The sequence below is a fragment of the Phenylobacterium sp. genome (assembly GCF_013822795.1).
Classification (GTDB): Bacteria; Pseudomonadota; Alphaproteobacteria; order Caulobacterales; family Caulobacteraceae; genus Phenylobacterium.
In genome coordinates, this window is sequence record NZ_PNLB01000021.1 from 51526 (window position 1) to 71401 (window position 19876).

Annotated in this window: 18 protein-coding genes; 5 read left to right on the plus strand and 13 right to left on the minus strand. The window is 68.5% G+C overall.

Features of this window, described 5'->3' with window-relative positions; all coding sequences use genetic code 11:
- Positions 1-46 precede the first annotated feature (46 nt).
- Entirely contained in the window at positions 47-1741 is a 1695-nt protein-coding gene (locus tag C0481_RS17830; RefSeq protein WP_293406298.1) for a class I adenylate-forming enzyme family protein, read from the minus strand.
- A gap of 116 nt (positions 1742-1857) precedes the next feature.
- On the opposite strand from C0481_RS17830, the gene C0481_RS17835 reads away from it, so the two are divergent.
- Together C0481_RS17835 and C0481_RS17840 are read left to right on the plus strand one after the other, a co-directional pair.
- On the plus strand, positions 1858-3093 hold the full coding sequence (locus tag C0481_RS17835; protein ID WP_293406300.1) for an acyl-CoA dehydrogenase family protein: 1236 nt from the start codon (positions 1858-1860) through the stop codon (positions 3091-3093).
- A gap of 127 nt (positions 3094-3220) precedes the next feature.
- Positions 3221-3799 (plus strand): NADPH-dependent FMN reductase, encoded by a 579-nt coding sequence (locus C0481_RS17840; protein ID WP_293406302.1) that lies wholly within the window; start codon positions 3221-3223, stop codon positions 3797-3799.
- On the opposite strand, the gene C0481_RS17845 is transcribed toward C0481_RS17840, so the two are convergent.
- The 7 genes from C0481_RS17845 to C0481_RS17875 all read right to left on the minus strand — a co-directional run bounded on the left by C0481_RS17845 (position 3796) and on the right by C0481_RS17875 (position 12021).
- Positions 3796-4743, minus strand: coding sequence for a DUF5996 family protein (locus C0481_RS17845; RefSeq protein WP_293406304.1), 948 nt, complete (start codon positions 4741-4743; stop codon positions 3796-3798). The two genes, C0481_RS17840 and C0481_RS17845, sit on opposite strands and share 4 nt — an antisense overlap.
- Before the next feature lie 11 nt (positions 4744-4754).
- Positions 4755-6545, minus strand: a complete 1791-nt coding sequence (locus C0481_RS17850) for a M3 family oligoendopeptidase (RefSeq protein WP_293406306.1) — start codon at positions 6543-6545, stop codon at positions 4755-4757.
- Between the two features lie 87 nt (positions 6546-6632).
- Complete coding sequence (locus C0481_RS17855; RefSeq protein ID WP_293406308.1) at positions 6633-8771, minus strand: PQQ-dependent dehydrogenase, methanol/ethanol family; 2139 nt, start codon at positions 8769-8771, stop codon at positions 6633-6635.
- A gap of 78 nt (positions 8772-8849) precedes the next feature.
- Entirely contained in the window at positions 8850-9494 is a 645-nt protein-coding gene (locus C0481_RS17860) for a hypothetical protein (protein ID WP_293406310.1), read from the minus strand.
- Between the two features lie 93 nt (positions 9495-9587).
- The gene (locus C0481_RS17865) at positions 9588-10349 is read right to left on the minus strand and encodes an alpha/beta fold hydrolase (RefSeq protein WP_293406312.1); all 762 of its coding nucleotides are present in this window, start codon (positions 10347-10349) and stop codon (positions 9588-9590) included.
- An 11-nt stretch (positions 10350-10360) separates the two neighbouring features.
- Entirely contained in the window at positions 10361-10810 is a 450-nt protein-coding gene (locus C0481_RS17870) for a DUF3237 family protein (protein WP_293406314.1), read from the minus strand.
- Positions 10807-12021 carry a flavin-dependent oxidoreductase gene (locus C0481_RS17875; protein ID WP_293406316.1) on the minus strand — a complete coding sequence of 405 codons (1215 nt, stop codon included), beginning with the start codon at positions 12019-12021 and terminating at the stop codon, positions 10807-10809. Before C0481_RS17875 ends, C0481_RS17870 begins: the two co-directional genes overlap by 4 nt.
- Positions 12022-12142: 121 nt before the next feature.
- Here C0481_RS17875 and C0481_RS17880 point away from each other — a divergent pair, with 121 nt between their 5' ends.
- Entirely contained in the window at positions 12143-12595 is a 453-nt protein-coding gene (locus C0481_RS17880) for a MarR family winged helix-turn-helix transcriptional regulator (RefSeq protein ID WP_293406318.1), read from the plus strand.
- Between the two features lie 3 nt (positions 12596-12598).
- Here the strand turns inward: C0481_RS17880 and C0481_RS17885 are convergent, their stop codons facing one another.
- The gene (locus tag C0481_RS17885; protein ID WP_293406320.1) at positions 12599-14803 is read right to left on the minus strand and encodes a tetratricopeptide repeat protein; all 2205 of its coding nucleotides are present in this window, start codon (positions 14801-14803) and stop codon (positions 12599-12601) included.
- A 240-nt stretch (positions 14804-15043) separates the two neighbouring features.
- Between C0481_RS17885 and C0481_RS17890 the strand changes: the two genes are divergently transcribed.
- Positions 15044-16537, plus strand: coding sequence for a sigma-54 dependent transcriptional regulator (locus tag C0481_RS17890; RefSeq protein WP_293406322.1), 1494 nt, complete (start codon positions 15044-15046; stop codon positions 16535-16537).
- Between the two features lie 131 nt (positions 16538-16668).
- On the opposite strand, the gene C0481_RS17895 is transcribed toward C0481_RS17890, so the two are convergent.
- Both C0481_RS17895 and C0481_RS17900 read right to left on the minus strand, forming a co-directional pair.
- Complete coding sequence (locus tag C0481_RS17895; RefSeq protein ID WP_293406324.1) at positions 16669-16971, minus strand: hypothetical protein; 303 nt, start codon at positions 16969-16971, stop codon at positions 16669-16671.
- Positions 16968-17234, minus strand: a complete 267-nt coding sequence (locus C0481_RS17900; RefSeq protein ID WP_183776971.1) for a DUF2312 domain-containing protein — start codon at positions 17232-17234, stop codon at positions 16968-16970. Before C0481_RS17900 ends, C0481_RS17895 begins: the two co-directional genes overlap by 4 nt.
- A gap of 134 nt (positions 17235-17368) precedes the next feature.
- On the opposite strand from C0481_RS17900, the gene folE reads away from it, so the two are divergent.
- A complete protein-coding gene (gene folE, locus C0481_RS17905; protein ID WP_293406327.1) occupies positions 17369-17953 on the plus strand; it encodes a GTP cyclohydrolase I FolE in 585 nt (194 codons plus the stop codon).
- Here folE and C0481_RS17910 read toward each other — a convergent pair.
- Together C0481_RS17910 and C0481_RS17915 are read right to left on the minus strand one after the other, a co-directional pair.
- Positions 17940-18599, minus strand: coding sequence for a TetR/AcrR family transcriptional regulator (locus tag C0481_RS17910; RefSeq protein WP_293406329.1), 660 nt, complete (start codon positions 18597-18599; stop codon positions 17940-17942). The genes folE and C0481_RS17910 overlap by 14 nt on opposite strands.
- A 25-nt stretch (positions 18600-18624) precedes the next feature.
- Entirely contained in the window at positions 18625-19827 is a 1203-nt protein-coding gene (locus C0481_RS17915) for a serine hydrolase (protein WP_293406331.1), read from the minus strand.
- Between the last annotated feature and the right edge of the window lie 49 nt (positions 19828-19876).

A 19876-nucleotide genomic window follows, 5' to 3' on the forward strand; every position in this document is an offset into this window, starting at 1 on the left:
GGCAGGCATTGGCATTCCTCCCCCGACCAGCGGGGGAGGAAGAGACCTAGAGCGCCTTTTCGGGATTCAGCGTCTCGCGCAGCTGGCGCTTGAGGAACTTTCCGCTGGCGTTGCGCGGCAGCGGGTCGTTCATGAACCACAGATAGCGGGGCACCTTGTGCTTGGCCATGAGGCCGGCCAGGTGCTCGCGCAGTTCCTCGGGCGAGACAAACGCGCCCGGCCGCAGCAGCACGGCGGCCCCGACCTCCTCGCCCAGCCGCTCGTCCGGCACGCCGAAGACGGTGACCTCCGCCACCGCCGGGTGACGGAAGATCCCGGCCTCGACCTCGGCGCAATAGACGTTCTCGCCGCCGCGCAGGACCATGTCCTTCTTGCGGTCGACGATGAAGATGAAGCCGTCCTCGTCGATCCGTGCGACGTCGCCGGTGTGCAGCCAGCCGTTGGTGATCGACTCGGCCGTGGCTTCGGGGCGGTTGATGTAGCCCTTGATGACCGGGGCGCCCTTGACCCACAGCTCGCCGACCTGGCCGGCCGGCACAGCGTTGCCGTCGTCGTCGACGCACTTGGCCTCGAAGGCCGGCATGGCTGGGCCGCAGCTGTCGGGCTTGTCGATGAAGAAGTCGGCCGACACCGCGGTGATGATCCCGCAGGTCTCGGTCATGCCGTAGCCGGTATTCGGCCGCGCAGTCTTCACCGCCCCGTCGATCTTGGCGACGAGGTCGGGCGGCAGCTGCGCGCCGCCGCCGCCAAGGGTCAGCAGGCTGGAGGTGTCGGTGGTCGCGAAGTCGGGGTGATTGATCACCTCGCGCGCCATGGTCGGCACGCCGCTCATGGCGGTGATCTTCTCCTTGGCGATCAGGCGCAGGGCCTCGCCAGCGTCCCAGCGGTACATCAGCACCAGCTTGCCGCCGCCGGCGGTGATGGCGTAGGCGCCGCAATTGTTGGCGGTGACGTGGAACAGCGGCGTGGTGATCAGCGCCGCTGGGATCGGGGCGTCTTCGGGGTTCGGGATCACGCCGGTGGCCTTGGCTACGGCCAGCGCCTGGACCTGGCCGGAGAAGCCCATGTTCATCAGGTTGGCGATGCAGCCGCGATGGGTCAGCTGCGCGCCCTTCGGGAAGCCCGTCGTGCCCGAGGTGTAGAAGATGCAGGCGTCGGCGTCCGGATCGACGCTGACCTGCGGCATCGCCCCGCCGCCGGCGATCACGTCGGCGTAGGGAATGACGCCAGCAGGGGCGTCGGTGCGCACCGCCACCAGCTTGATCCCCTCGGCCATGGCCGGCCGCTCTTGGATCCGGGCCAGGCGCTCGGCGTCGGCGAACACCACCTTCGGCGCGGAATCCTTGAGCGCGTATTCCAGCTCGTCGGTGACCCACCAGGCGTTGACGCCGACGGCGGCGACGCCGACCGACAGGCAGGCCCAATAGACCAGCATCCATTCGGGATAGTTGCGCATGGCGATGGCCACGCGGTCGCCCGGCTGCACCCCCTGCGCGAACAGCCACGCGGCGATGGCGTTCACCTGGGCGTGGGCCTGGGCGTAGGTCAGGCGGTCGTTCTCGTAGACGAGGTAATCGCGGTCGCCGTAGGCGGCGGTGGAGAGCCAGAGCTCACGCACCGACGGCGGCGCGTTCTTGTACATCCGGATCATGTTCCCGCGCACCGGGATCTCGTCGACCTCGAACGGGGCGCCGGGCGCCGTCAGTTCCGACCAGGCCTGCTTCAGTTCGCGATAGTGCATGGACCTCCCCCATTGTTTGATCGCCGGCCGCGTCGAGGCGGACAGCGGGACTTGCCTTACGACACGACAAGCGCCGACGCTGCGGAACGCAAGGACAAAACAGGGAGATAGGCGCCGTGGCGATCGATTTCGAGATTCCGGAAGACGCAAAGGCCGTACGCGCTCGGGTGCGCGAATGGGTCGAGACCGAATGCATCCCCGCCGAGGCGCGGCTGAAGGACAAGGAGACGTTCAAGACCGTCCTGGCCGAGCTGCGCGCCAAGGCCCGCGCACAGGGTCTGTGGCTGCCCTTCATCCCCAAGGAGTACGGCGGTATGGGCCTGGGCCCGCTGGCCAACGCCCTGGTGCAGATGGAGCTGGGCCGCAGCCATCTCGGCGCGCTGTCGATGAACAGCCAGGGGCCCGACGACGCCACCATGCTGACCCTGCTGGCGCACGGCACCGAGCATCAGAAGGAGAAGTTCCTCAAGCCGCTGCTGAACGGCGACAAGCGCGTCTGCTACTCGATGACGGAAAAGGCCTCCGGCGCCGACGCCACCGGCATGCGCACCACCGCGGTCAAGGACGGCAACGAAAACTACGTGCTCAACGGCGAGAAGTGGTTCTCGTCGGCCGCCAGCGCCGCCGACCTCGCCGTGGTCATGGCCCGCACCGACCCGGACGCCCCGCGCCACCAGCAGTTCTCGACTTTCATCGTCGAGCTGCCCAATCCCGGCTACGTCATCAAGCGCGACATCAAGACCATGGCGGTCGAGGGACCGCTGTCGCACATCATGGGCGGCGGCCACTCCGAGATCGAGATCAAGGACCTGGTGATCCCGGCCGAGAACCTGCTCGGCGGCGAGGGCCAGGGCTTCAACATGGGCCAGCACCGGCTGGCCTACGGCCGCCTACGGCATGGCATGCACAACGTCGCCATGGCCCAGCGCGCGCTCGACATGGCCACCGCCCACGTCACCCAGCGCACGACGTTCGGCAAGCCGCTGGCCGAGCGCCAGGCCGTGCAGTTCATGCTCGCCGAGTGCGCCAGCGAACTCTACATGGCCCGCCTGATGCTGCTGCACATCGCCTACAAGGCCGAGCGCGGCATGGACCTGCGGCAGGAGAACTCCATCGCCAAAGTCTTCCTCGCCCACATGGTGCACAAGGTGGTCGACACCGCCATCCAGCTGCATGGCGCGCTCGGCTACAGCCAGGATACGCCGCTGGCCAGCTGGTACACCCACATCCGCTCCCAGCGCCTGGTGGACGGACCGGACGAGGTGCACCGCTGGACGGTGGGCCGCAATGTGATCAAGGCCTATCAGCAGTTCGGCACCACCGCCTCGGCGGCCGGCGGCGACCTGCTCTAAGGCACGTGGAGCCCCGTCAGATGCGACCGATCAATCGGACCGCATCTGACCGCGGCCGAGCGGTCGTCAAGCCGCGGCAAATCGGGGATAAGCGAACGGCTCACGCACTCCTGCAGGGAACCGTCCAATGACCCAGCCGATCCGCATCGTCGGACTGTCCGGAAGCCTCCGCTCCGGCTCGTTCAACGCCCATCTGCTGCGGGCGGCCGCGCGGGCTGCGCCGGCGGGCATGGAAATCGAGGTCGAGAGCATCCGCGGCGTGCCGCTCTACGACGGCGACGTCGAGGCGGCCGAAGGCCTGCCGACCCGTGTCGTGGAACTGAAGGACAAGATCGCTGCGGCAGACGCCCTGTTCCTGGTGACGCCCGAGTACAACAACTCGATCCCCGGCGTGTTCAAGAACGCCATCGACTGGCTGACCCGGCCGGCGAGCGACATTCCCAAAGTGTTCGGCGGCAAGCCGGTGGCCTTCATCGGCGCCTCACCCGGCGGCTTCGGCACCATCCTCAGCCAGGAGGCCTGGCTGCCGGTGCTGCGCACCCTGGGAACCCAGCCCTGGTTCGGCGGCCGGCTGATGGTCTCGCGAGCTCACAAGGTATTCGACGAGTCCGGCGCGATCCTCGACCCTGCGATCGAAGCGGCGCTGAAGAGCTACGTCGCCGGCTTCGGCGCCTTCGTGCGCGAAGTGAAGACGGGCCGCGCCTAGCAGGTCCGCGGCACGCCCGGCGCGCCGAAATCGCATTCCAGTTCGGCGCGCGGCCAGCTTCCCGCGTCGGCGGCCGCGACGTAGGTCGAGAACAGGAATTCGGCCAGGGCGGCGTCGGGATCCGGCGCGGACCGCACGGCTTCGTAGGGCAGGACGAACTCGCGCAGCCCCTCGTGGAACGCAGCTTGGATCGGCCGCACCTTGGCCTCGCGGAACCCTTTCGGCTCGGGATAGGCGTAGGCGTAGAAGGCGGGATACTCGATCAGGCCGCCGCCGGGCCAAAAGCCGGCGCTGGAGACCTCGTGCGAGTAGGCCTCGCGCGTGACGCTGTCGGGCAGGTGCGGAACGCCGCCCGGATGCGGCGGGGCGGTGCGGCCGGAGAACCGCGTCACCGCTAGATCGAAAGAGCCCCAGAACAGGTGCACCGGGCTGACCTTGCCGAGGTAGCCGGTGCGGAACTCCTGGAACACCCGTTCGATCTGGATCATCGCCTGCCACAGCCGCCAAGCCGCGTCGGCGTCGTAGACACGGATCGCGGCGTCTTGAAGAAAGGGGATCGGATCGGGAATCTCGTTGGGAACCCCATGAATGCGCACAGGCGCGCCGGTGCGCGTGAGCATCTCCTCCACGGCCCGATAGACATGAGCGATGCTCTGGCCGGCGAGTGGGATCTCGCCGAGAAAACCGTTGCTGGCTCGGCAGCGCAGCAGGTGCTCGACGAAATCGAACTCCAGGTCGAACAGCCCGGCGGCGTTGGGGACCGGCGAGGTGGTGAGCCCGCGTGGCGAGACATAGAGCGCCACCTGCCAGCCGTGATTGACCCAGGGCGCGCAGGCAGTGCGCGCCTTGCCGGCGATCTGGCTCATCAAGTGCAAGGTCTCGAAGGTCGCGCGGTCCTTCGCGTAGTCGAGGGCGGGCCAAGGGTTCGACGTCGCCTCGGCCATGGCCCGCTTCCTCACACCAGGTCGTCGAACTCGTCGACCAACCGCTCCAGCTGGCTCATGCCCGCGGCCCAGAAGGCTTTCTCGCGCGGGTTCAGCCCGAACGGCTTTAGCGCCTCGACATAGGTCCGGGTTCCACCCGCGGCGAGCAGGTCTTCATAGAGCGGGGCGAAGGCCTTCGGATCCTCGCGGCGCTTCTCCATCAGTGCACGCACCAAGAGGTCGCCGAAGGCGTAGGCGTAGACGTAGAACGGCGCGTGCACGAAGTGGCTGACATAGGCCCAGTAGTGCTCGTAGCCGGGATTGAGCTTCACCGCCGGACCCAGGCTCTCGGCCATGACCTCAAGCCACAGGGCGCTGATGTCTTCCGGCGCCAGCTCGCCCTCCTGGCGCATCGCGTGGAAACCGGTCTCGAAGCGATGGAACGCGATCTGGCGCACCACCGTGTTGAGGCCGTCCTCGATCTTGCCGGCCAGCAGGCCCAGGCGTTCCTGCTTGGAGGCGCCGGCCAGCAGCCGCTCGAACACCAGGCCTTCGCCGAAGATCGAGGCGGTCTCGGCCAGGGTCAGCGGGGTGTCGGCCAGCAGCGTGCCCAACGGCGCGCAGAGGGTCTGGTGCACGGCGTGGCCCAGCTCGTGGGCCAGGGTCAAAACGTCTCGACGCTCGCCCATGTAGTTCATGAACACATAGGGGTGCCGGTCGGCGGTCACGGGGTGCGAATAGGCGCCCGACTGCTTGCCCGGGCGCGGCCGCGCGTCGATCCATGGGTGGGTGAAGAAGGTCTGGGCCGTATCGGCGAACTTCGGCGCCAGGTCGGCGAAGCTCTCCAGCACCATGCCGCGCGCCTCGTCCCAGCCGTAGGTTCGCGGCGCGGCGGTGTCGAGCGGGGCGTTGCGGTCCCAGTAGTCGAGGGTCTTGCGGCCCATGACCTTGGCCTTCAGCGCATAGTAGCGATGGCTGACCGAGGGATAGGCCTCGACCACCGCGTCCTCCAGCGCCTGGACCGCGTCCGCGTCGACCTCGTTGGCGAGATGGCGGGAGGCGGCCGGGGTCGGATACTTGCGCCAACGATCCTCGACCTGCTTTTCGAAGGCCAGGGTGTTCATCGACAGCGCCAGGACCGGCGTGCGTTCCTCCAGCGCCTTGGCCAAGCCTTGGGCCGCCTGCTTGCGGCGCGCGCCGTCCGGGTCGGACAGTCGGTTCAGCGCCTCGAACAGGGTCAGGTTCTCGCGTCCGACCTTGGCGGTCAGTCGGGCCAGGGTCTCGTCGAACAGCCGCGTCCAGTTGGCGACCGCCGGTCCCCGGTCGATCAGCAGCCGCTCCAGGTCGGCGGTCAGCTCGTGCGGACGCGACAGCCGCACCCGGCGCATCCACGGCCGCCAGCGGGCGGCGGGCGGATGGGCCTTGAAGGCCATCTCGATCTCGCTGTCCTCGAGCTGGTTGAGCTCAAGGGTGAAGAACAGGCTGTCGGCGGCGATCTGCGACGAGCGAGCCCGCAGATCGGCCTCGAACTTGGCCCAGGCCGCGTCGTCGCGCGCCACCGACGCCGACAGCGCCGCGTAGGCGCCGACGCCCCAGAGGCCGTTGGTCGCCTGCTCATAGAGGCCGATCCCGTGGTCGAGCACCTCGCCCAACCGCAACGGATCGGTGCGCAGGGCGGTGAAGCGCCCCTTCAGCTTGACCAGCTCATCGTTGGCCGCCTTGGCCGCGGCGAGGTCGGCCTCGATCTTCGGATCCTCGCGCCCCGCATAGAGGTCAGCGAGGTTCCACTCGGGGAGGGTGTCCAATTTCACAGGAGCGTTCATGCGCTCAGAGATAGCCTCTCGGCGGCGCGGTCGCCAGCGCGGCGACCGCCCATCCCGACCGAGACCGGGATGGGCGGCGACAGGCTCTTAGCTCTTCGGGGCCGGGCCGCCCTTGGCCGGACCCGCCTTCGCCTCGGCCTGCACGGCGCGGGCCTCGGTCAGCACGTAGGCCCGCAGGTCCTCCGCGCCCTTGGCGTCGATGAAGCGGCTAAAGCTGGCCATGCCGCGTTCGGCCAGCGCCCCGTCGATCAGCACCGACTTCCAGCTATCGGACGACAGCAGCATCTGCGAGCGGCGCAGGTCGGGCAGATAGGTCCCGGTGGCGTTGGGGCCGTGGCAGACCTGGCAGTTCTGGTGGAACAGGGCGAAGCCGCGCTTGGCGTCGCCGGTCGAGGTCACGCCCGTCAGGTCGATCTCGAACTTTTCAGGCCGCACATAGGCCGGCGCCGTCGCCTTGCCGCCCAGCTTGAAGACCATCAGTCGGCCCGGCAGGCGCGGGCGGTCGGGCAGGACAAAGGGCGCCGACAGCGCGCCGGCCCCGCCGTAGCCGACCATCTGGGCGACGTACTGTTCGCCGTCAATCTCGTAGGTCATCGGCGCGGCGATGACGCCGTTGTCGGTCTGGTAGGACCAAAGCTTCTTGCCGTCGCTGGCGCTGTAGGCGGCGAACTCGCCCTGGGCCGCGCCCTGGAAGATCAGGCCGCCGCCGGTCGACAGCACGCCGGCGTTCCAGAAATAGGGGTGCTGGATCGTGAAGCGCGCCTTCTGGGCCACCGGGTCCCAGGCGATCAGCTCGCCCTTCACCATCGCCTTGAGGGCGGCGATCTGGGCCTTGTCGGTGGGCAGGGCGTTGGCGAGAAAGTCGGTGCCGACGTTCCAGCCGCCGGCGCGATAGGTGTAGCCCTTGTCCGGGGTATAGGCGAAGGGGATCACCTGAGCCGGGATGTAGACCAGGTTTTCCTTGGGATTGAAGGCCATCGGGTGCCAGTTGTGGGCGCCGAACGGCGCGGGCACCTGCAGCGAAGGCGCGTTCTCGTAGCGCACGCCGGGGTTCTCGATCGGGCGGCCGGTGGCCGGATCCACGCCCTTGGCCCAGGTGATCGGCACGTAGGGCTTGGCCGAGATCAGCTGGCCGTTGGTGCGGTCAAGGACGTAGAAGAAGCCGTTCTTCGGCGCCTGCATCAGCACCTTTCGCGGCGTACCTCCCACATTCATGTCAGCCAGGATGATGTGCTGGGTGGCGGTGTAGTCCCAGCTCTCGCCCGGCGTGGTCTGGTAGTGCCAGACGTACTCGCCGGTGTCAGGCTTCAGCGCCAGGATCGAAGACAGGAAAAGGTTGTCGCCCTTGCCGTCCGAGCGCTTCACATGGTTCCAGGGCGAGCCGTTCCCGACCCCTGCATAGAGGATGTCGAGTTCCGGATCATAGGCCATGGCGTCCCAGACGGTGCCGCCGCCGCCAGTGGCCTTCCAGCCCTCGCCGAACCAGGTGGCCGCGCCCTTCTCCTTCATGACCTTGTCGGAGGCGGCGTTGTCCGGCTGACCATTGGGATTGGGCGTCGTGAAGAAGCGCCAGACCAGCTTGCCGTCTTTGACGTCGTAGGCCGACAGGTAGCCGCGCACGCCGTACTCGCCGCCGCCGTTGCCGATCAGCACCTTGTCCTTGATGACTCGCGGCGCGCCGGTGATCGTATAGGGACGCGAGGTATCGGTGGTCTGCACCGACCAGACCTGCTTGCCGGTCGCCGCATCGAGGGCGATCAGCCGCCCGTCGAGCGCGCCGACATAGACCCTGCCCTTCCAGACCGCGACGCCGCGGTTGACCACGTCGCAGCAGGCGTCGAAGCCCTTCTTGCCATCGACCTTGGGATCGAACGACCACTTCAGCGCCCCGGTCTTGGCGTCGAACGCAAAGACCTTGGACCAGGAGGTGGTGGTGTAGAGCGTGCCGTCGACGACGATCGGCGTCGCCTCCTGGCCGCGATCGGTGTCGAACTCGTACATCCAGGCCAGGCCCAGCTGGCCGACGTTGCTGGCGTTGATCTTGTCGAGCGGGCTGTGGCGCTGCTCGTCATAGGTCCGGCCGTAGGACAGCCACTCGCCGTTGCCGGCCGCCGCGGCGATCCGATCGCCGTCGACATTGCCCGACTTCGCCGTCTCGGCCTTCTGACTGCATGCGGCCAAGACCGCCGCCACGGCGAGAACCGCCGCCAGCTTCAAGCTTTTCATAGGTCGCCTCCCAGCAGCCGTCATCACGCGGCCGTTAGCGGGACTATGCGCCGATGATTTCGAGGGGCAAGGGCGCCGCTAGGTCAGCTTGCTCGGCCGATCCAGCGCGAAGGCGATTAGCCCAACGACCAGGTAGACGGCCAGCGCCGTGCCGCCCAATCCGGCCGCGTCGCCGCCGCCCGGCATGACCATGGCGATGATCTGCACGGCCAGCAGAATGGTCACGAAAAACAGCACCGGCCACAGCGTGCGGCCCTGGCGGCCGCGCACGAAGGCCCAGGCCGCCGCGCCGAGGCCCAGCAGGCCGATCTCGACCGCCTGCTCGGGGACAGGATAGTTCCAAAGGCCGAAGCCGACCTTGGTCCCGCCGAACCAGAGTTCGAGGTCGGGCCGGTGCACCAGCAGGTCGGTCAGCCAGTGCGAGAAGACCACGAGGGCGATGGCGATCGCCGCGCCCCAGGGCAGCTTTGCGGCGCGCGCCAGCAGCAGACCGGCCAGCGACCACAGCACCACCGCAGGCAGGCTGTGGGTGAAGGGCATGTGGTAGAGGTCGAGGGCGCTGCCCGGCAGGCTGGGATCGATGCGCACCTTCTCGACGCCGGCCATGACCAGCGCGCCCCAGCCGATGTCGATGGCCTGGGCGGCGATCACGTAGGTCCACAGCGGGGCGCGCGGCTCGATGGCCTTGGCGGCGAGGGAGGCGGCGTAGTGGCCGACGAACATGGCGCGTGGCTCCGGTGGACCAGGCCGCCAAGGTCGAGCTTGGCGGCCGATCGTGCAACTACGCAAATCCGAACCCCAGCCATTCGAAAACGGCTAGGCGAGGAACTCCACCAGGGCGGCGGCGAACTGCGGCGCGGCCACGACGCTCCGGTGGTCGCCGGGCGCGATCCGCACCTGCGCGCCGGAGATCGCGGCGGCCAAGCGCTCGGGCCGTGCGGCCAGCGGGTCGTTATCGCCGGCCAGCACCAGGGTCTGCGCCTTGATGTCCTCTAGCGGGATGCGGCTGGCGTGGACCACTTGGGCCTGGGCCGCCAACGCCTTGCGGTCGGCCCCGGTGGCGTCGGCCAGTTGGCGGAAGCCGCGGGCCGACGGTGGGATGTCGGCCGGATCGTCGGCCAGCAAGGCTTTGACGATGTCCTGGTTATCGACCACGCGGGTGTCGACCCCGCCCTGCGCCAGGATGCCGTCGCCGACCCCGCCGATGACCAGCCGGCGGATGCGCGGTTCGCGCGTTCCGGCGATCAGCGAGACGATGGCGCCCATCGAGTAGCCGACGAGGTCGAACTCGGAAAAGCCGAGGTCGTCGATCAGTTCGGAGACGTCGCGCGCCATCCGGTCCTCGCCATAGAAGGCCGGATCATGCGGCTTATCGGACTCGCCGTGGCCGCGCGCATCGATGGCGATCACCCGGCGCCCGGCCGCGGTCAGGGCGGCGATGACGCCGGCCCCCAGCCAGTTGAGCTTGGCGTTGGCCCCGAAGCCGTGATGCAGCACCACCGGCGGCCCCGGAAGTTCCACGCCCCATTCGTGCCAGACGATCCCGACGCCGTCGGAAGTCACGAAACGCTTACCCATCTTCCTGTCCCCTATCCGATTTCGTAGACGCGCAGCCGCACCCGGTCGGCGGCCCGCTCGCCGACCGCCAGCGCCAGCAGTCGGTTCAGCCGCTCCAATCCGGGCGCGGCGGTGCGCAGCCGCACAGCAGTGCGGAAGTAGTAGCTGGTCGGATCCACAGCCTCGCCCCGCGCCAGCGCCGCCAGCACTTCCGGCGGGCCGTGGCGCAGGCCCTCCGAGCGGACCTCGACGGTCCCCTGCCCGGCGATGTCGAGGACGTAGTGGGCGGCGATGTCCATGCGCCCGTCCGGCCACAGGGTCTGCCAGTCGCCGCCGCCCGGCAACACCACGCCATCCAGCCCGCCTGTGATGATCCCACCGATGATCGGGATGAAGCGCCGGCCGTGCGGCGCGGCGTCGACCGACACCGGCGACCCGACCAGCACCTCCAGCGTCATCAACGGCGAAAGTTCCGGCGTCATGCTTGCGTCTCCTTCGGGCGCAGTCCGGTCAGCACCTTGTAGCGGGCGGCGATGGTCTCCAGCTCACCGGTCTCGAACACGTCCTCGACGCGGTCGAAGCCCTGCGGCGCGCGCTCGTGGGCCAGCTGCATGCACTGCTCAGGGCCATTGCCGCGATTGGCGACCACGATGGCGGCGGTCGGGGCCAGGCGCGCCTGCTCGTAGGCGGCCAAGCCGCTCGCAGCGTCGGGCGCGGCGGCCAGCGCCCGAGCCAGGGCGCGGGCGTCGAGGATCGCCTGGCTCGCCCCGTTCGAGCCGATCGGATACATCGGATGGGCGGCGTCGCCGAGCAGAGTGACCGCGCCGTGCGTCCAGCGCGGCAGCGGATCGCGGTCGACCATCGGATACTCGTAGACCGTCTGCGCGCCGGTGATCAGGCCGGGCACGTCCAGCCAGTCGAAGCGCCAGTCCGCGAAGCGCGGCAGGAAATCCTCCAGCGCGCCGCGGCGGTTCCAGTCCTCGCGGCGCAGACGCTCGGGCAGGCTGAGCTCGGCGATCCAGTTGATCAGCTGGCGGCCGTCGGCCTGTACCGGGCTGATCGGATAGGCGACGAACTTCTGATCCTGCCAGCCGGCCATGATCATGGTCGCGCCGGTCAGGAACGGCTCCACCAGGGTCGTAGCGCGCCAAAGCGTACGGCCCGAATAGACTGGCGGCCCTTCGCCCGGAAAGAGCGCCGCGCGCGCGGCTGAATGGATGCCGTCGGCGGCGATCAGCACGTCGCCCTGCGTGGTGAACTCCTCGCCCGCGGCCGAGACGAATGTCGCCGCGCCGTTCTGGGTGAAGCGCGCCAGTCGCCGGTCACAGATGACCCGCTCTGGTCCCAGGCGCTCACGCGCGGCTTCCAATAGAACCGACTGCAGAACGCCGCGCGGCAGCGAGAGCTGTGGCGTCGCATGGCCGGCGAAGCGGCCGCGAGGCTCGCCCCAGATGCGCTGGCCGAGGCGATTGAAATAGACCAGTTCGCGCGTCGCCACCGCCTGGGCCGCCAGCGCGTCCATCAAGCCGAGTTCGGCGAGCACTTCGCCGGCGTGAGGCAGAAGATTGATGCCGACACCCAGCGGCAGAACCTCGGCGACAGCCTCGAGGACGGTGACGTCATGCCCATCGGCGTGGAGCGCCAGGGCGGCGGCCAGACCGCCGATGCCGGCGCCGGCAATGATCGCTTTCATCGTCGCCTCCCTGGCGCGCGCGTTCCGCCCGCGCATATTGTTATGCACCATAACAATCTAGATTTGGACTTCAATGGGCCGTCGCGAACGGCGATGAACGCGGGGGCGTGGAGGCGATGCGATGAGCGAACGGTTCGAGCCGCAGCGACCGGGGGTTGACTACGGCGTGCTGGATGAACTGGCCGGCTACGCCCTGCGCCGTGCGCAGATCCGCATGACCGAGGCCTTCGACGCGCGGCTGGGCGCGGAAGGGATCACCACCCAGCGGTTCTCGGCCCTGGTGCTGATCGACGCCAATCCGGGGCTCAAGCAGACCGAACTGGCCGCGATCATGGGCATCGCCCGTTCCGGCGCCCTAGCGATCGTCGACGCCCTGGCCGCACAGGACCTGATCGAGCGCCGGCCAGCGCCGGGCGACGGCCGCGCACAGGCCCTACATCTGACAGACCATGGCCGCTCGCGGATGCCGCAGATCGTGAAGCTGGTGCGCGCGCACGACCGCGACCTGACCGAAGGCTTCAGCGCGGACGAACTCGCCACCCTGCGCGCCCTGCTGGAGCGCATCCGTACCTGAGGGTCACGAACGCCGCGGCGGCGGTCCGGCCGGCGGGGCGCTGGATTGCAAAGCCGCCCGCATATCTCGGTTGTCGGCCTCGACCTCGCGGATCATCGCCCGGAAGCGTGGATCGCCGCGGATCGGCGCCATCATCGGATAGGCGTCCAGTCGGGTGAACAGGTCGAGATCGTAGAGCGTTCGGTAGCCGCTATCGATGGCGGCCCTCAGTTCGGCCAGGGCGCGGTCGCGGTCCTCCAGCATCACATAGGCCTTCACCCGCGCAATCCGCCGCCCGTTCGGCTGGCGCAGACCTGGCTTGGGTTCGGTGGCGGCCAGCATCGCCAGCAGGATGCGCCGGGCCTGGCCCCTGTCGCCGGTCCGGTCGATCACGTAGGCCGCGTCGACCGCCTCGTTGGCTAGGCGCGTGGAGACCTTGGGCGAGGGCGCGAACAACTCAGGCGACATCACCAGCCACTCAGCCCGCGCCTGATCGTACTGGCCGAGTTGCGAGGAGGCGAGCGCCAGCCCGCTGTGCCACAGCGGATCGGCCTCGGGCTCGGCCAGCTTGGTCCGCGACAGAGTGGCCAGCCCGTTGAAGTCGCTGGCGATGATCAGGCGCACGGCCTGGGCTACCGGCCCGACCACCGGATGATCGGTCCACGGGGTCAACGCGCGGTCGGCTTCCGCCGGCAGGCCGAGATTGTAATAGAGGTTGGCGAGCTGGATCGACGAGGCCGGATCGGTCTGCGGCTCGGCGGCCATCCGGTACCAGACCACCGCCTGGTCCAGGCGTCCCTGCTCGATCAGCACCTCGCCGAGCTGTTCCTTGGCGTCGACGAACTCGGGGAACAACTCGATATTGGCCCGCAGGCGCTGCTCGGCCTCGTCCAAATGGCCCGTGGCCGCCAGCGAACCAGCCAGGGCGTTGTTGGCGATGCGGTCGAGGGGGTCGATCTCCAGCGCCCGGCGCAGATAGGTCACCGCCTCCTTCGGCCGGCGGGCGGCCAGATAGTCGCCATAGAGACTGAGCGCCTCCGGGTCGCGCGGCGCCAGGTCGACGGCGCGCTTGTAGGCGGCTTCGGCGTCGACCTCGGCCTGGGCCGAGCCCTCTCGGACGAAGCGGATCGCCGCGACCATGCCCTTGGCGACATAGGCGGCGGACGATTGCGGATCGATCTCCAGCGCCTTGGATATCTGCTCCTCGGCGCTGCGCACGGCCGGCATGAAGTCGCCTTCCAGATGGTTCTGGGCCAGGTAGGCGGTGGTGTAGGCGTAGGCGGCGCGAACGTCGGCGTTGCCCGGCTCCATGTCGATCAGCCGCCGATAGATCGCCTGCGCGGCCATCACGTGGTCCTTGCCGCGGCGACGCAGTTGCCCCTTGGCGACCACCTCCAGGCGGTAGGCTTCCGGATCGCGCTGCGCTTGCCGAGCGACCACCTGCCCGCCGCCGGCGCGCAACTCGACCTTCAGCGCGCTGGCCACGCCGTCGGCGATCTCGCTCTGGATCGCGAAGGCGTCGTTCATCGGCCGGTCGTAGGTCTCGGACCACAGGTGGAAGCCGTTCTTGACGCTGACCAGCTGACAGGTGACCCGCAGGCGGTCGCCGGACCGCCGCACGCTGCCCTCGACCACGTGGGCGACATTGAGCTTCTTGCCGATCTCGCGGATGTCCTCGTTCTTGCCCTTGAAGTAGAAGGCCGAGGTGCGGCCGGCGACCTTCAGGTCGGGCACCTGCGCCAGGCTGTTGGTGACCTCTTCGGTCAGGCCATCAGCGAAATACTCGGAATCCTTGGCCGCGCTGAAATTGGCGAACGGCAACACCGCCACCGACTTGCTGGGCGCGGCGGTCAGGCTGGGCGCATCGCCGCGCAGCGACCCGGCCAGCCCGACGGCGCTGGCGACGAAGATCACCACGCCGGCCCCGATCGCGGCCAGCGCGGTCCAGTCCATCCAGTTCATGCGCTTGGGTGCGTCGTCGCCGACCACGCGGGTGCGGCGGATGGTTCCGTCCGGCGCCAGCTCGAACGCCCAGGTCAGCAGCAGGGTCAGCGGCAGACCGATGGCCAACAGCATCAGCGTGATGACCGGCAGCCACTTAGGCATCTCAAACGTATCGAAGACCGTCTTGGCGACCTGGAATACACCCCAGGCGGTGACTGTGTAGACGCCGGCCACGCGCACGACGTTGCGGGTCTTCAGTTCGTTCAGGAAGCGCCGCAGGTTCAACTCAGCCCACTCCCTACCCTTCACGAGTACGCGTCAGACGAGCGCCTGAAGAAGCTGAACACAGAACGTGGGTATTCGGAAGTGACGAGGTAGAGACCGGGTCGCCGCGCGTTAACCCCCGACTCAGGACTCCGAAACCCGGCCTTTACCCCGCCCATGTATCAATCCGGACCAACAAGAGCCTCGTTCGACCAAGCCATCGGCGAAACGAGCGTCCGATTCCAGGTGTGGGTGTTTCAAATGACCAAGACGGTCCTCGTCGTCGATGACGACCCGACGCAACGCCGGCTCATCCAGGCCGTGCTGGAACGCGAAGGCTTCGCGGTGGCTCACGCCGAGAATGGCGACGCGGCGATCGCGCGCCTGCAATCGGGCGCCTCGACCGACATCGTCCTGCTCGATCTCGTCATGCCCGGCATGAGCGGCCAGGACACGCTGAAGGAGATGCGCGCGCGCAACTTCGCCCAGCCGGTGATCGTGCTGACCGCCACCGGCGGCATCGACACCGTGGTCCAGGCCATGCAGGCCGGAGCCAGCGACTTCTTCATCAAGCCGGCGAGCCCCGAGCGGATCATCGTCTCGATCCGCAACGCGCTGTCGATGGGCGCGCTGAAGGGCGAGGTCGACCGGCTGAAGAAGCACGCCACCGGGCGCACCAGCTTCGCCGACATGGTCGGCGACTCGCCGGCCATGACCATGGTCAAGCGCATGGGCGAGCGGGCGGCGAAGTCGTCGATCCCGATCCTGATCACCGGCGAGAGCGGGGTCGGCAAGGAAGTGATCGCGCGCGCGGTGCACGGCTCGTCCGAGCGCGCCGGCAAGCCGTTCGTGGCGGTCAACTGCGGCGCCCTGCCCGAAAACCTGGTCGAGAGCATCCTGTTCGGCCACGAAAAGGGCAGCTTCACCGGCGCCACCGACAAGCACCTGGGAAAGTTCCAGGAGGCCAACGGCGGCACCCTGTTCCTCGACGAGGTCGGCGAACTGCCGCTGGACATGCAGGTCAAACTGCTGCGCGCCCTGCAGGAGAGCGAGATCGACCCGATCGGCTCCAAGCGTTCGATCAAGGTCGACGTGCGGATCGTCTCGGCGACCAATCGCGATCCGGCCCAGGCCGTAAAGGAAGGGCTGTTCCGCGAGGACCTGTTCTACCGCCTCAACGTCTTCCCGATCGAGGCCCCGGCCCTGCGTGAGCGGCGCGAAGACATCCCGGCCCTGGTCGACCACTTCATCCGCCGCTTCAATGTCGAGGAGGGCAAGACCGTGGTCGGCGCCTCGACGGAGACCCTGGCGTTCCTGACCGGCTACGACTGGCCCGGCAACGTGCGCCAGCTGGAGAACGCGGTCTATCGCGCCATCGTGCTGGCCGACGCCCCCTATCTGCAGCCGTTCGACTTCCCGGCGATTTCGGGCGTCGCGGCCCCGCCGCCGGAGGCGATCGAACCGGTCGCCAGCCAGCGGCCGGTCAGCCTGCCGACCGCCGAACAGCTGGTCGCCGAGATGCCGGCCGACGCGCCGGTGCGCATCCTCGACCACCGCGGCCACCTGCGGACGCTGGAAGAAATCGAGCGCGACCTGATCGCGCTGGCCATCGAGATCTATGCCGGCCACATGAGCGAGGTGGCCCGCCGCCTCGGCATCGGCCGCTCGACCCTCTATCGCAAGGTCCGCGAACAGGGCCTGGAAGACGCCGTCAAAGGCGCGAGCGGCGAGGACGACGCGAGCGCGGTGGCTTAAGGGCGGCTCCATTCCTCCCCCCTTGGGGGAGGTGGCGCGCGAAGCGCGACGGAGGGGGCCTGCTGAGGCAGCAATCCCCCTCCGTCAGCCATTCGGCTGACAGCTCCCCCAGAAGGGGAGCAACTAAGGAACTAGTCTTCCGAGTACGGTTTGGGTCGCCGCCGGAAGGGCTTCTTCTCGCCCTTCGCCTTGGCGGCGATCTCTTTCAGCTTCACGGTCTGCATGACCGAGAGCGCCTCGCCCGCGCCGCCCTTTTCGGGGTCTCCGAAGGCGCGGCCGTAGGTCTTCACGCGGTCCTCGACCGAGCCGAGGAACTCCCCCTCCCAGTCGGAAAGCTCGACCTCCGCGCGTTCGGCCTGGCGGCGAACGCGCTTGAGGGCGCTGAGCGCAGCCCGCTTGGCCTGCGCCTTCCGATCTGGCGGGGACCGCTTCAAATCTCTCCGATGGCGGAAAGGTAGAGGTCGAGGATCGCCTCTTCCTCCAGCCGCTTGGCGCGGTCCTGCTTGCGGATGCGGACCACCTTGCGCAGCACCTTGACGTCGAAGCCGTTGCCCTTGGCCTCGGCGAAGACCTCTTTGATCTGCTCGGCGATCTCGGTCTTCTCCTGCTCGAGGCGCTCGATGCGCTCGATGATGCTCTTGAGCTGGCCCTGGGCGGCCTGGTTCAGGATGTCGCCGTGGGAATTGTCGTCGGACATAGGCTTAAGCGTCTCACAGCTCGAGGATTGCGGAAAGGCGGCGGAAACTAGCGGCGAGACCGGCCCCTGTCATCCGCCCTGCTGAACCTTCGCCTTGGCCGACCGTTGAGACGGATCGACGCGGAGTTATCGCCATGGCCCATTCACGCACCCGTCCGAGCCGCAGCGAGGCCGAGGCCGCGGTCCGCACCCTGATCGAATGGGCCGGCGACGATCCCGACCGCGAGGGCCTGCTCGACACTCCTGGCCGCGTGATCCGCGCCTATGAGGAGCTGTTCGCCGGCTACGAGAGCGACCCGCGCGAGTACCTGGAGCGCACCTTCGAGGAGGTCGCCGGCTATGACGAACTGGTGGTGCTGCGCGACATTCGGGTGGTCAGCTTCTGCGAGCACCACATGCTGCCGTTCCTGGGCAAGGCGCATGTCGGCTACCTGCCGTCCGACCGGGTCGTCGGGATCTCCAAGCTGGCGCGGGTGGTGCAGGGCTTCGCCCGGCGCCTGCAGATCCAGGAGAAGCTGACCTCGGAGATCGCCGGCGCGATCCACGACATCCTGCAGCCCAAGGGGGTCGGTGTGGTGATTGTCTCCGAACACAGCTGCATGACCATGCGCGGGGTGAACACCCCTGGCTCGCGCCTGACCACCAGCAGCCTGACCGGGGTGATCCGCGACGACCCCCGCACCCGCCAGGAGTTCCTGGAGTTCGTCAGGAACGGTTGAGACGCCTCGAGGCATAGGGTGGCGGCGGCGGCGTTCCGCCCTCCAGCGCCGGGGCCAGCAGCGCGATCACCGTCTCGACCAGCCGCTCGACGCCCTGCGGCAGGCGGGCTTGCGCCACCGTCCAGTACCGCCAGGTCGTGGAGTCCAAATAGTAGGCGTAGATCGCCAGGTCGAAGAGCGCCTCGTCCGGCCAGGTCGAGCCGAACCGCTTGAGCTGGGCGACCACGCGCTCGGCCATCTGCTCGGCGTGGACCGGCTCGACCTCGGCCAGCTTCGGGAAGTGATCAAAGGCCGCGCTCATCGAGAGGCCGTAACCGACCGCCTCCTCGCGCGCCTTGATGGCCGAGATCCACTTGCGGAAGAAGGTCCGCCAGTCGGCTTCGCCGTCGTCCTGCGCCCCGGCGGCGACATTCCGAATCTCGGCGAGACGGGCCTCGTAGAGCGCCAGGACGATCGTCTCCTTGTTCGGGAAGTACTGATAGATCGAGCCGACCGAGACCCCCGACTCCGCGGCGATCGCCGGGGTGGTCAAGGCCGCCGGCCCGTCGCGGTTGAGGATCGCCTGGGTGGCGTCCAGCACCTGCTGGATCTTGGCCTTGGCCCGCGCCTGGGTGGGCAGCTTGCGAGGGGTGAGAGTCGTGCTCATCGCCCCTCTCCTAGCACGCCGCCGCTCACTGCGTCTGGGACTGAGCCCGCATGCTGGCGCTGAGCGCGTCGAACATGGCGAAGGTCTCCAGCGCCATCGGATCGTCCCAGGCCGCGGTCCAGGCGCTGGTCTTCACCACCACTAGGTCGAGCTCCGGATTGACCATCAGGAACTGGCCGTAGATGCCCTCGCCCGTGAAGGCGCGGTCCTGGCCTGGGATCAGCCACCACTGGTAGCCATAACCCAGTGGCCCGTCGCCCAGCTTGCCGTACTGCACCTGCGCGCGCTGCGGCTGGGTGGCCAGCGCGATCCAGCCCTTGGGCAGCACCTGGCGGCCGCCGACCGCGCCATCATGGGCGGCGAGATAGCCGAAACGGGCGTAGTCGCGCAGCCGGATCAGCAGCCCCCCGGCGGCGACCTCGCGCCCGGCGTCGCCGGGCTGGTCGAGGATCCAGCGGGCTTCGGCCTCCGCGCCCATCGGCTTCCAGAGCTTGTCGGTCATGTAGTCCGCGGGCCGCGCGCCGGTGGCCTTGGTCAGCAGCGCGCCGAGGATCTCGGTGTCGGCGCTGGCGTAGTTGAACTTGGCGCCCGGCGCATGGGCCGACTTGAACTGGCGTGAGTAGTCGTAGAGCCCGCCCTGGTTGGCGTCGAACCGGCCCAGGAACCCGGCGATCCCCGACTTGGCGCTCGTGTACTCCTCGTCGAACTCGGTGCCCGACGACATCTCCAGCACGTCCTTGATGGTGGTCTTCTCATAGGCCCCGCCCTTGAGGTCGGGCAGGTAGTCGATCATGCGGTCGTCGAGACTGCGGATCTTGCCCTCGGCCAGGGCGATGCCGATCAGGGTCGAGACGAACGACTTACCGACCGAGAACGAGACGAACCGACTGTCGGGCGAGGCGCCCATATAATAGCGCTCGTGCAGGATCTGGTCGCCGTGCAGGACCAGCAGGCCGCTGGTGCGAGTGGCGGCGGCGAAGTCCTCCAGGGTCTTGGTCTTGCCCTGGTAGGTATAGGTGAAGGCCAGCGGCCCGGTCGGCTCCTTGAGCGCCATGGGCGTCGCGGCCGGCGCGATCCGCCGCGAGGGGAACAGCTCCTCCATGTTGTGGAAGGCGCCCGGCGCATTGGCCGGCGCACCCCAGGTTCCGCGCACCCCGACACGATCCTGCGCGCCAGCCCCACCGGCCGCCATCAAGGCCAGCGTCATCGCCGCAAACATCCTGCTCATCGCCTTCCCCAATTGCCTCCGAGGCCCTGCCGGCCTCGCTTTATACAAA

Coding starts and splice junctions, on each gene's coding strand:
- C0481_RS17830 (WP_293406298.1), bottom strand. CDS start 1,741: ATGCACTATCGCGAACTGAAGCAGGCCTGGTCGGAACTGACGGCGCCC.
- C0481_RS17840 (WP_293406302.1), top strand. CDS start 3,221: ATGACCCAGCCGATCCGCATCGTCGGACTGTCCGGAAGCCTCCGCTCC.
- C0481_RS17845 (WP_293406304.1), bottom strand. CDS start 4,743: ATGGCCGAGGCGACGTCGAACCCTTGGCCCGCCCTCGACTACGCGAAG.
- C0481_RS17850 (WP_293406306.1), bottom strand. CDS start 6,545: ATGAACGCTCCTGTGAAATTGGACACCCTCCCCGAGTGGAACCTCGCT.
- C0481_RS17855 (WP_293406308.1), bottom strand. CDS start 8,771: ATGAAAAGCTTGAAGCTGGCGGCGGTTCTCGCCGTGGCGGCGGTCTTG.
- C0481_RS17860 (WP_293406310.1), bottom strand. CDS start 9,494: ATGTTCGTCGGCCACTACGCCGCCTCCCTCGCCGCCAAGGCCATCGAG.
- C0481_RS17865 (WP_293406312.1), bottom strand. CDS start 10,349: ATGGGTAAGCGTTTCGTGACTTCCGACGGCGTCGGGATCGTCTGGCAC.
- C0481_RS17870 (WP_293406314.1), bottom strand. CDS start 10,810: ATGACGCCGGAACTTTCGCCGTTGATGACGCTGGAGGTGCTGGTCGGG.
- C0481_RS17875 (WP_293406316.1), bottom strand. CDS start 12,021: ATGAAAGCGATCATTGCCGGCGCCGGCATCGGCGGTCTGGCCGCCGCC.
- C0481_RS17880 (WP_293406318.1), top strand. CDS start 12,143: ATGAGCGAACGGTTCGAGCCGCAGCGACCGGGGGTTGACTACGGCGTG.
- C0481_RS17890 (WP_293406322.1), top strand. CDS start 15,044: ATGACCAAGACGGTCCTCGTCGTCGATGACGACCCGACGCAACGCCGG.
- C0481_RS17900 (WP_183776971.1), bottom strand. CDS start 17,234: ATGTCCGACGACAATTCCCACGGCGACATCCTGAACCAGGCCGCCCAG.
- folE (WP_293406327.1), top strand. CDS start 17,369: ATGGCCCATTCACGCACCCGTCCGAGCCGCAGCGAGGCCGAGGCCGCG.
- C0481_RS17910 (WP_293406329.1), bottom strand. CDS start 18,599: ATGAGCACGACTCTCACCCCTCGCAAGCTGCCCACCCAGGCGCGGGCC.
- C0481_RS17915 (WP_293406331.1), bottom strand. CDS start 19,827: ATGAGCAGGATGTTTGCGGCGATGACGCTGGCCTTGATGGCGGCCGGT.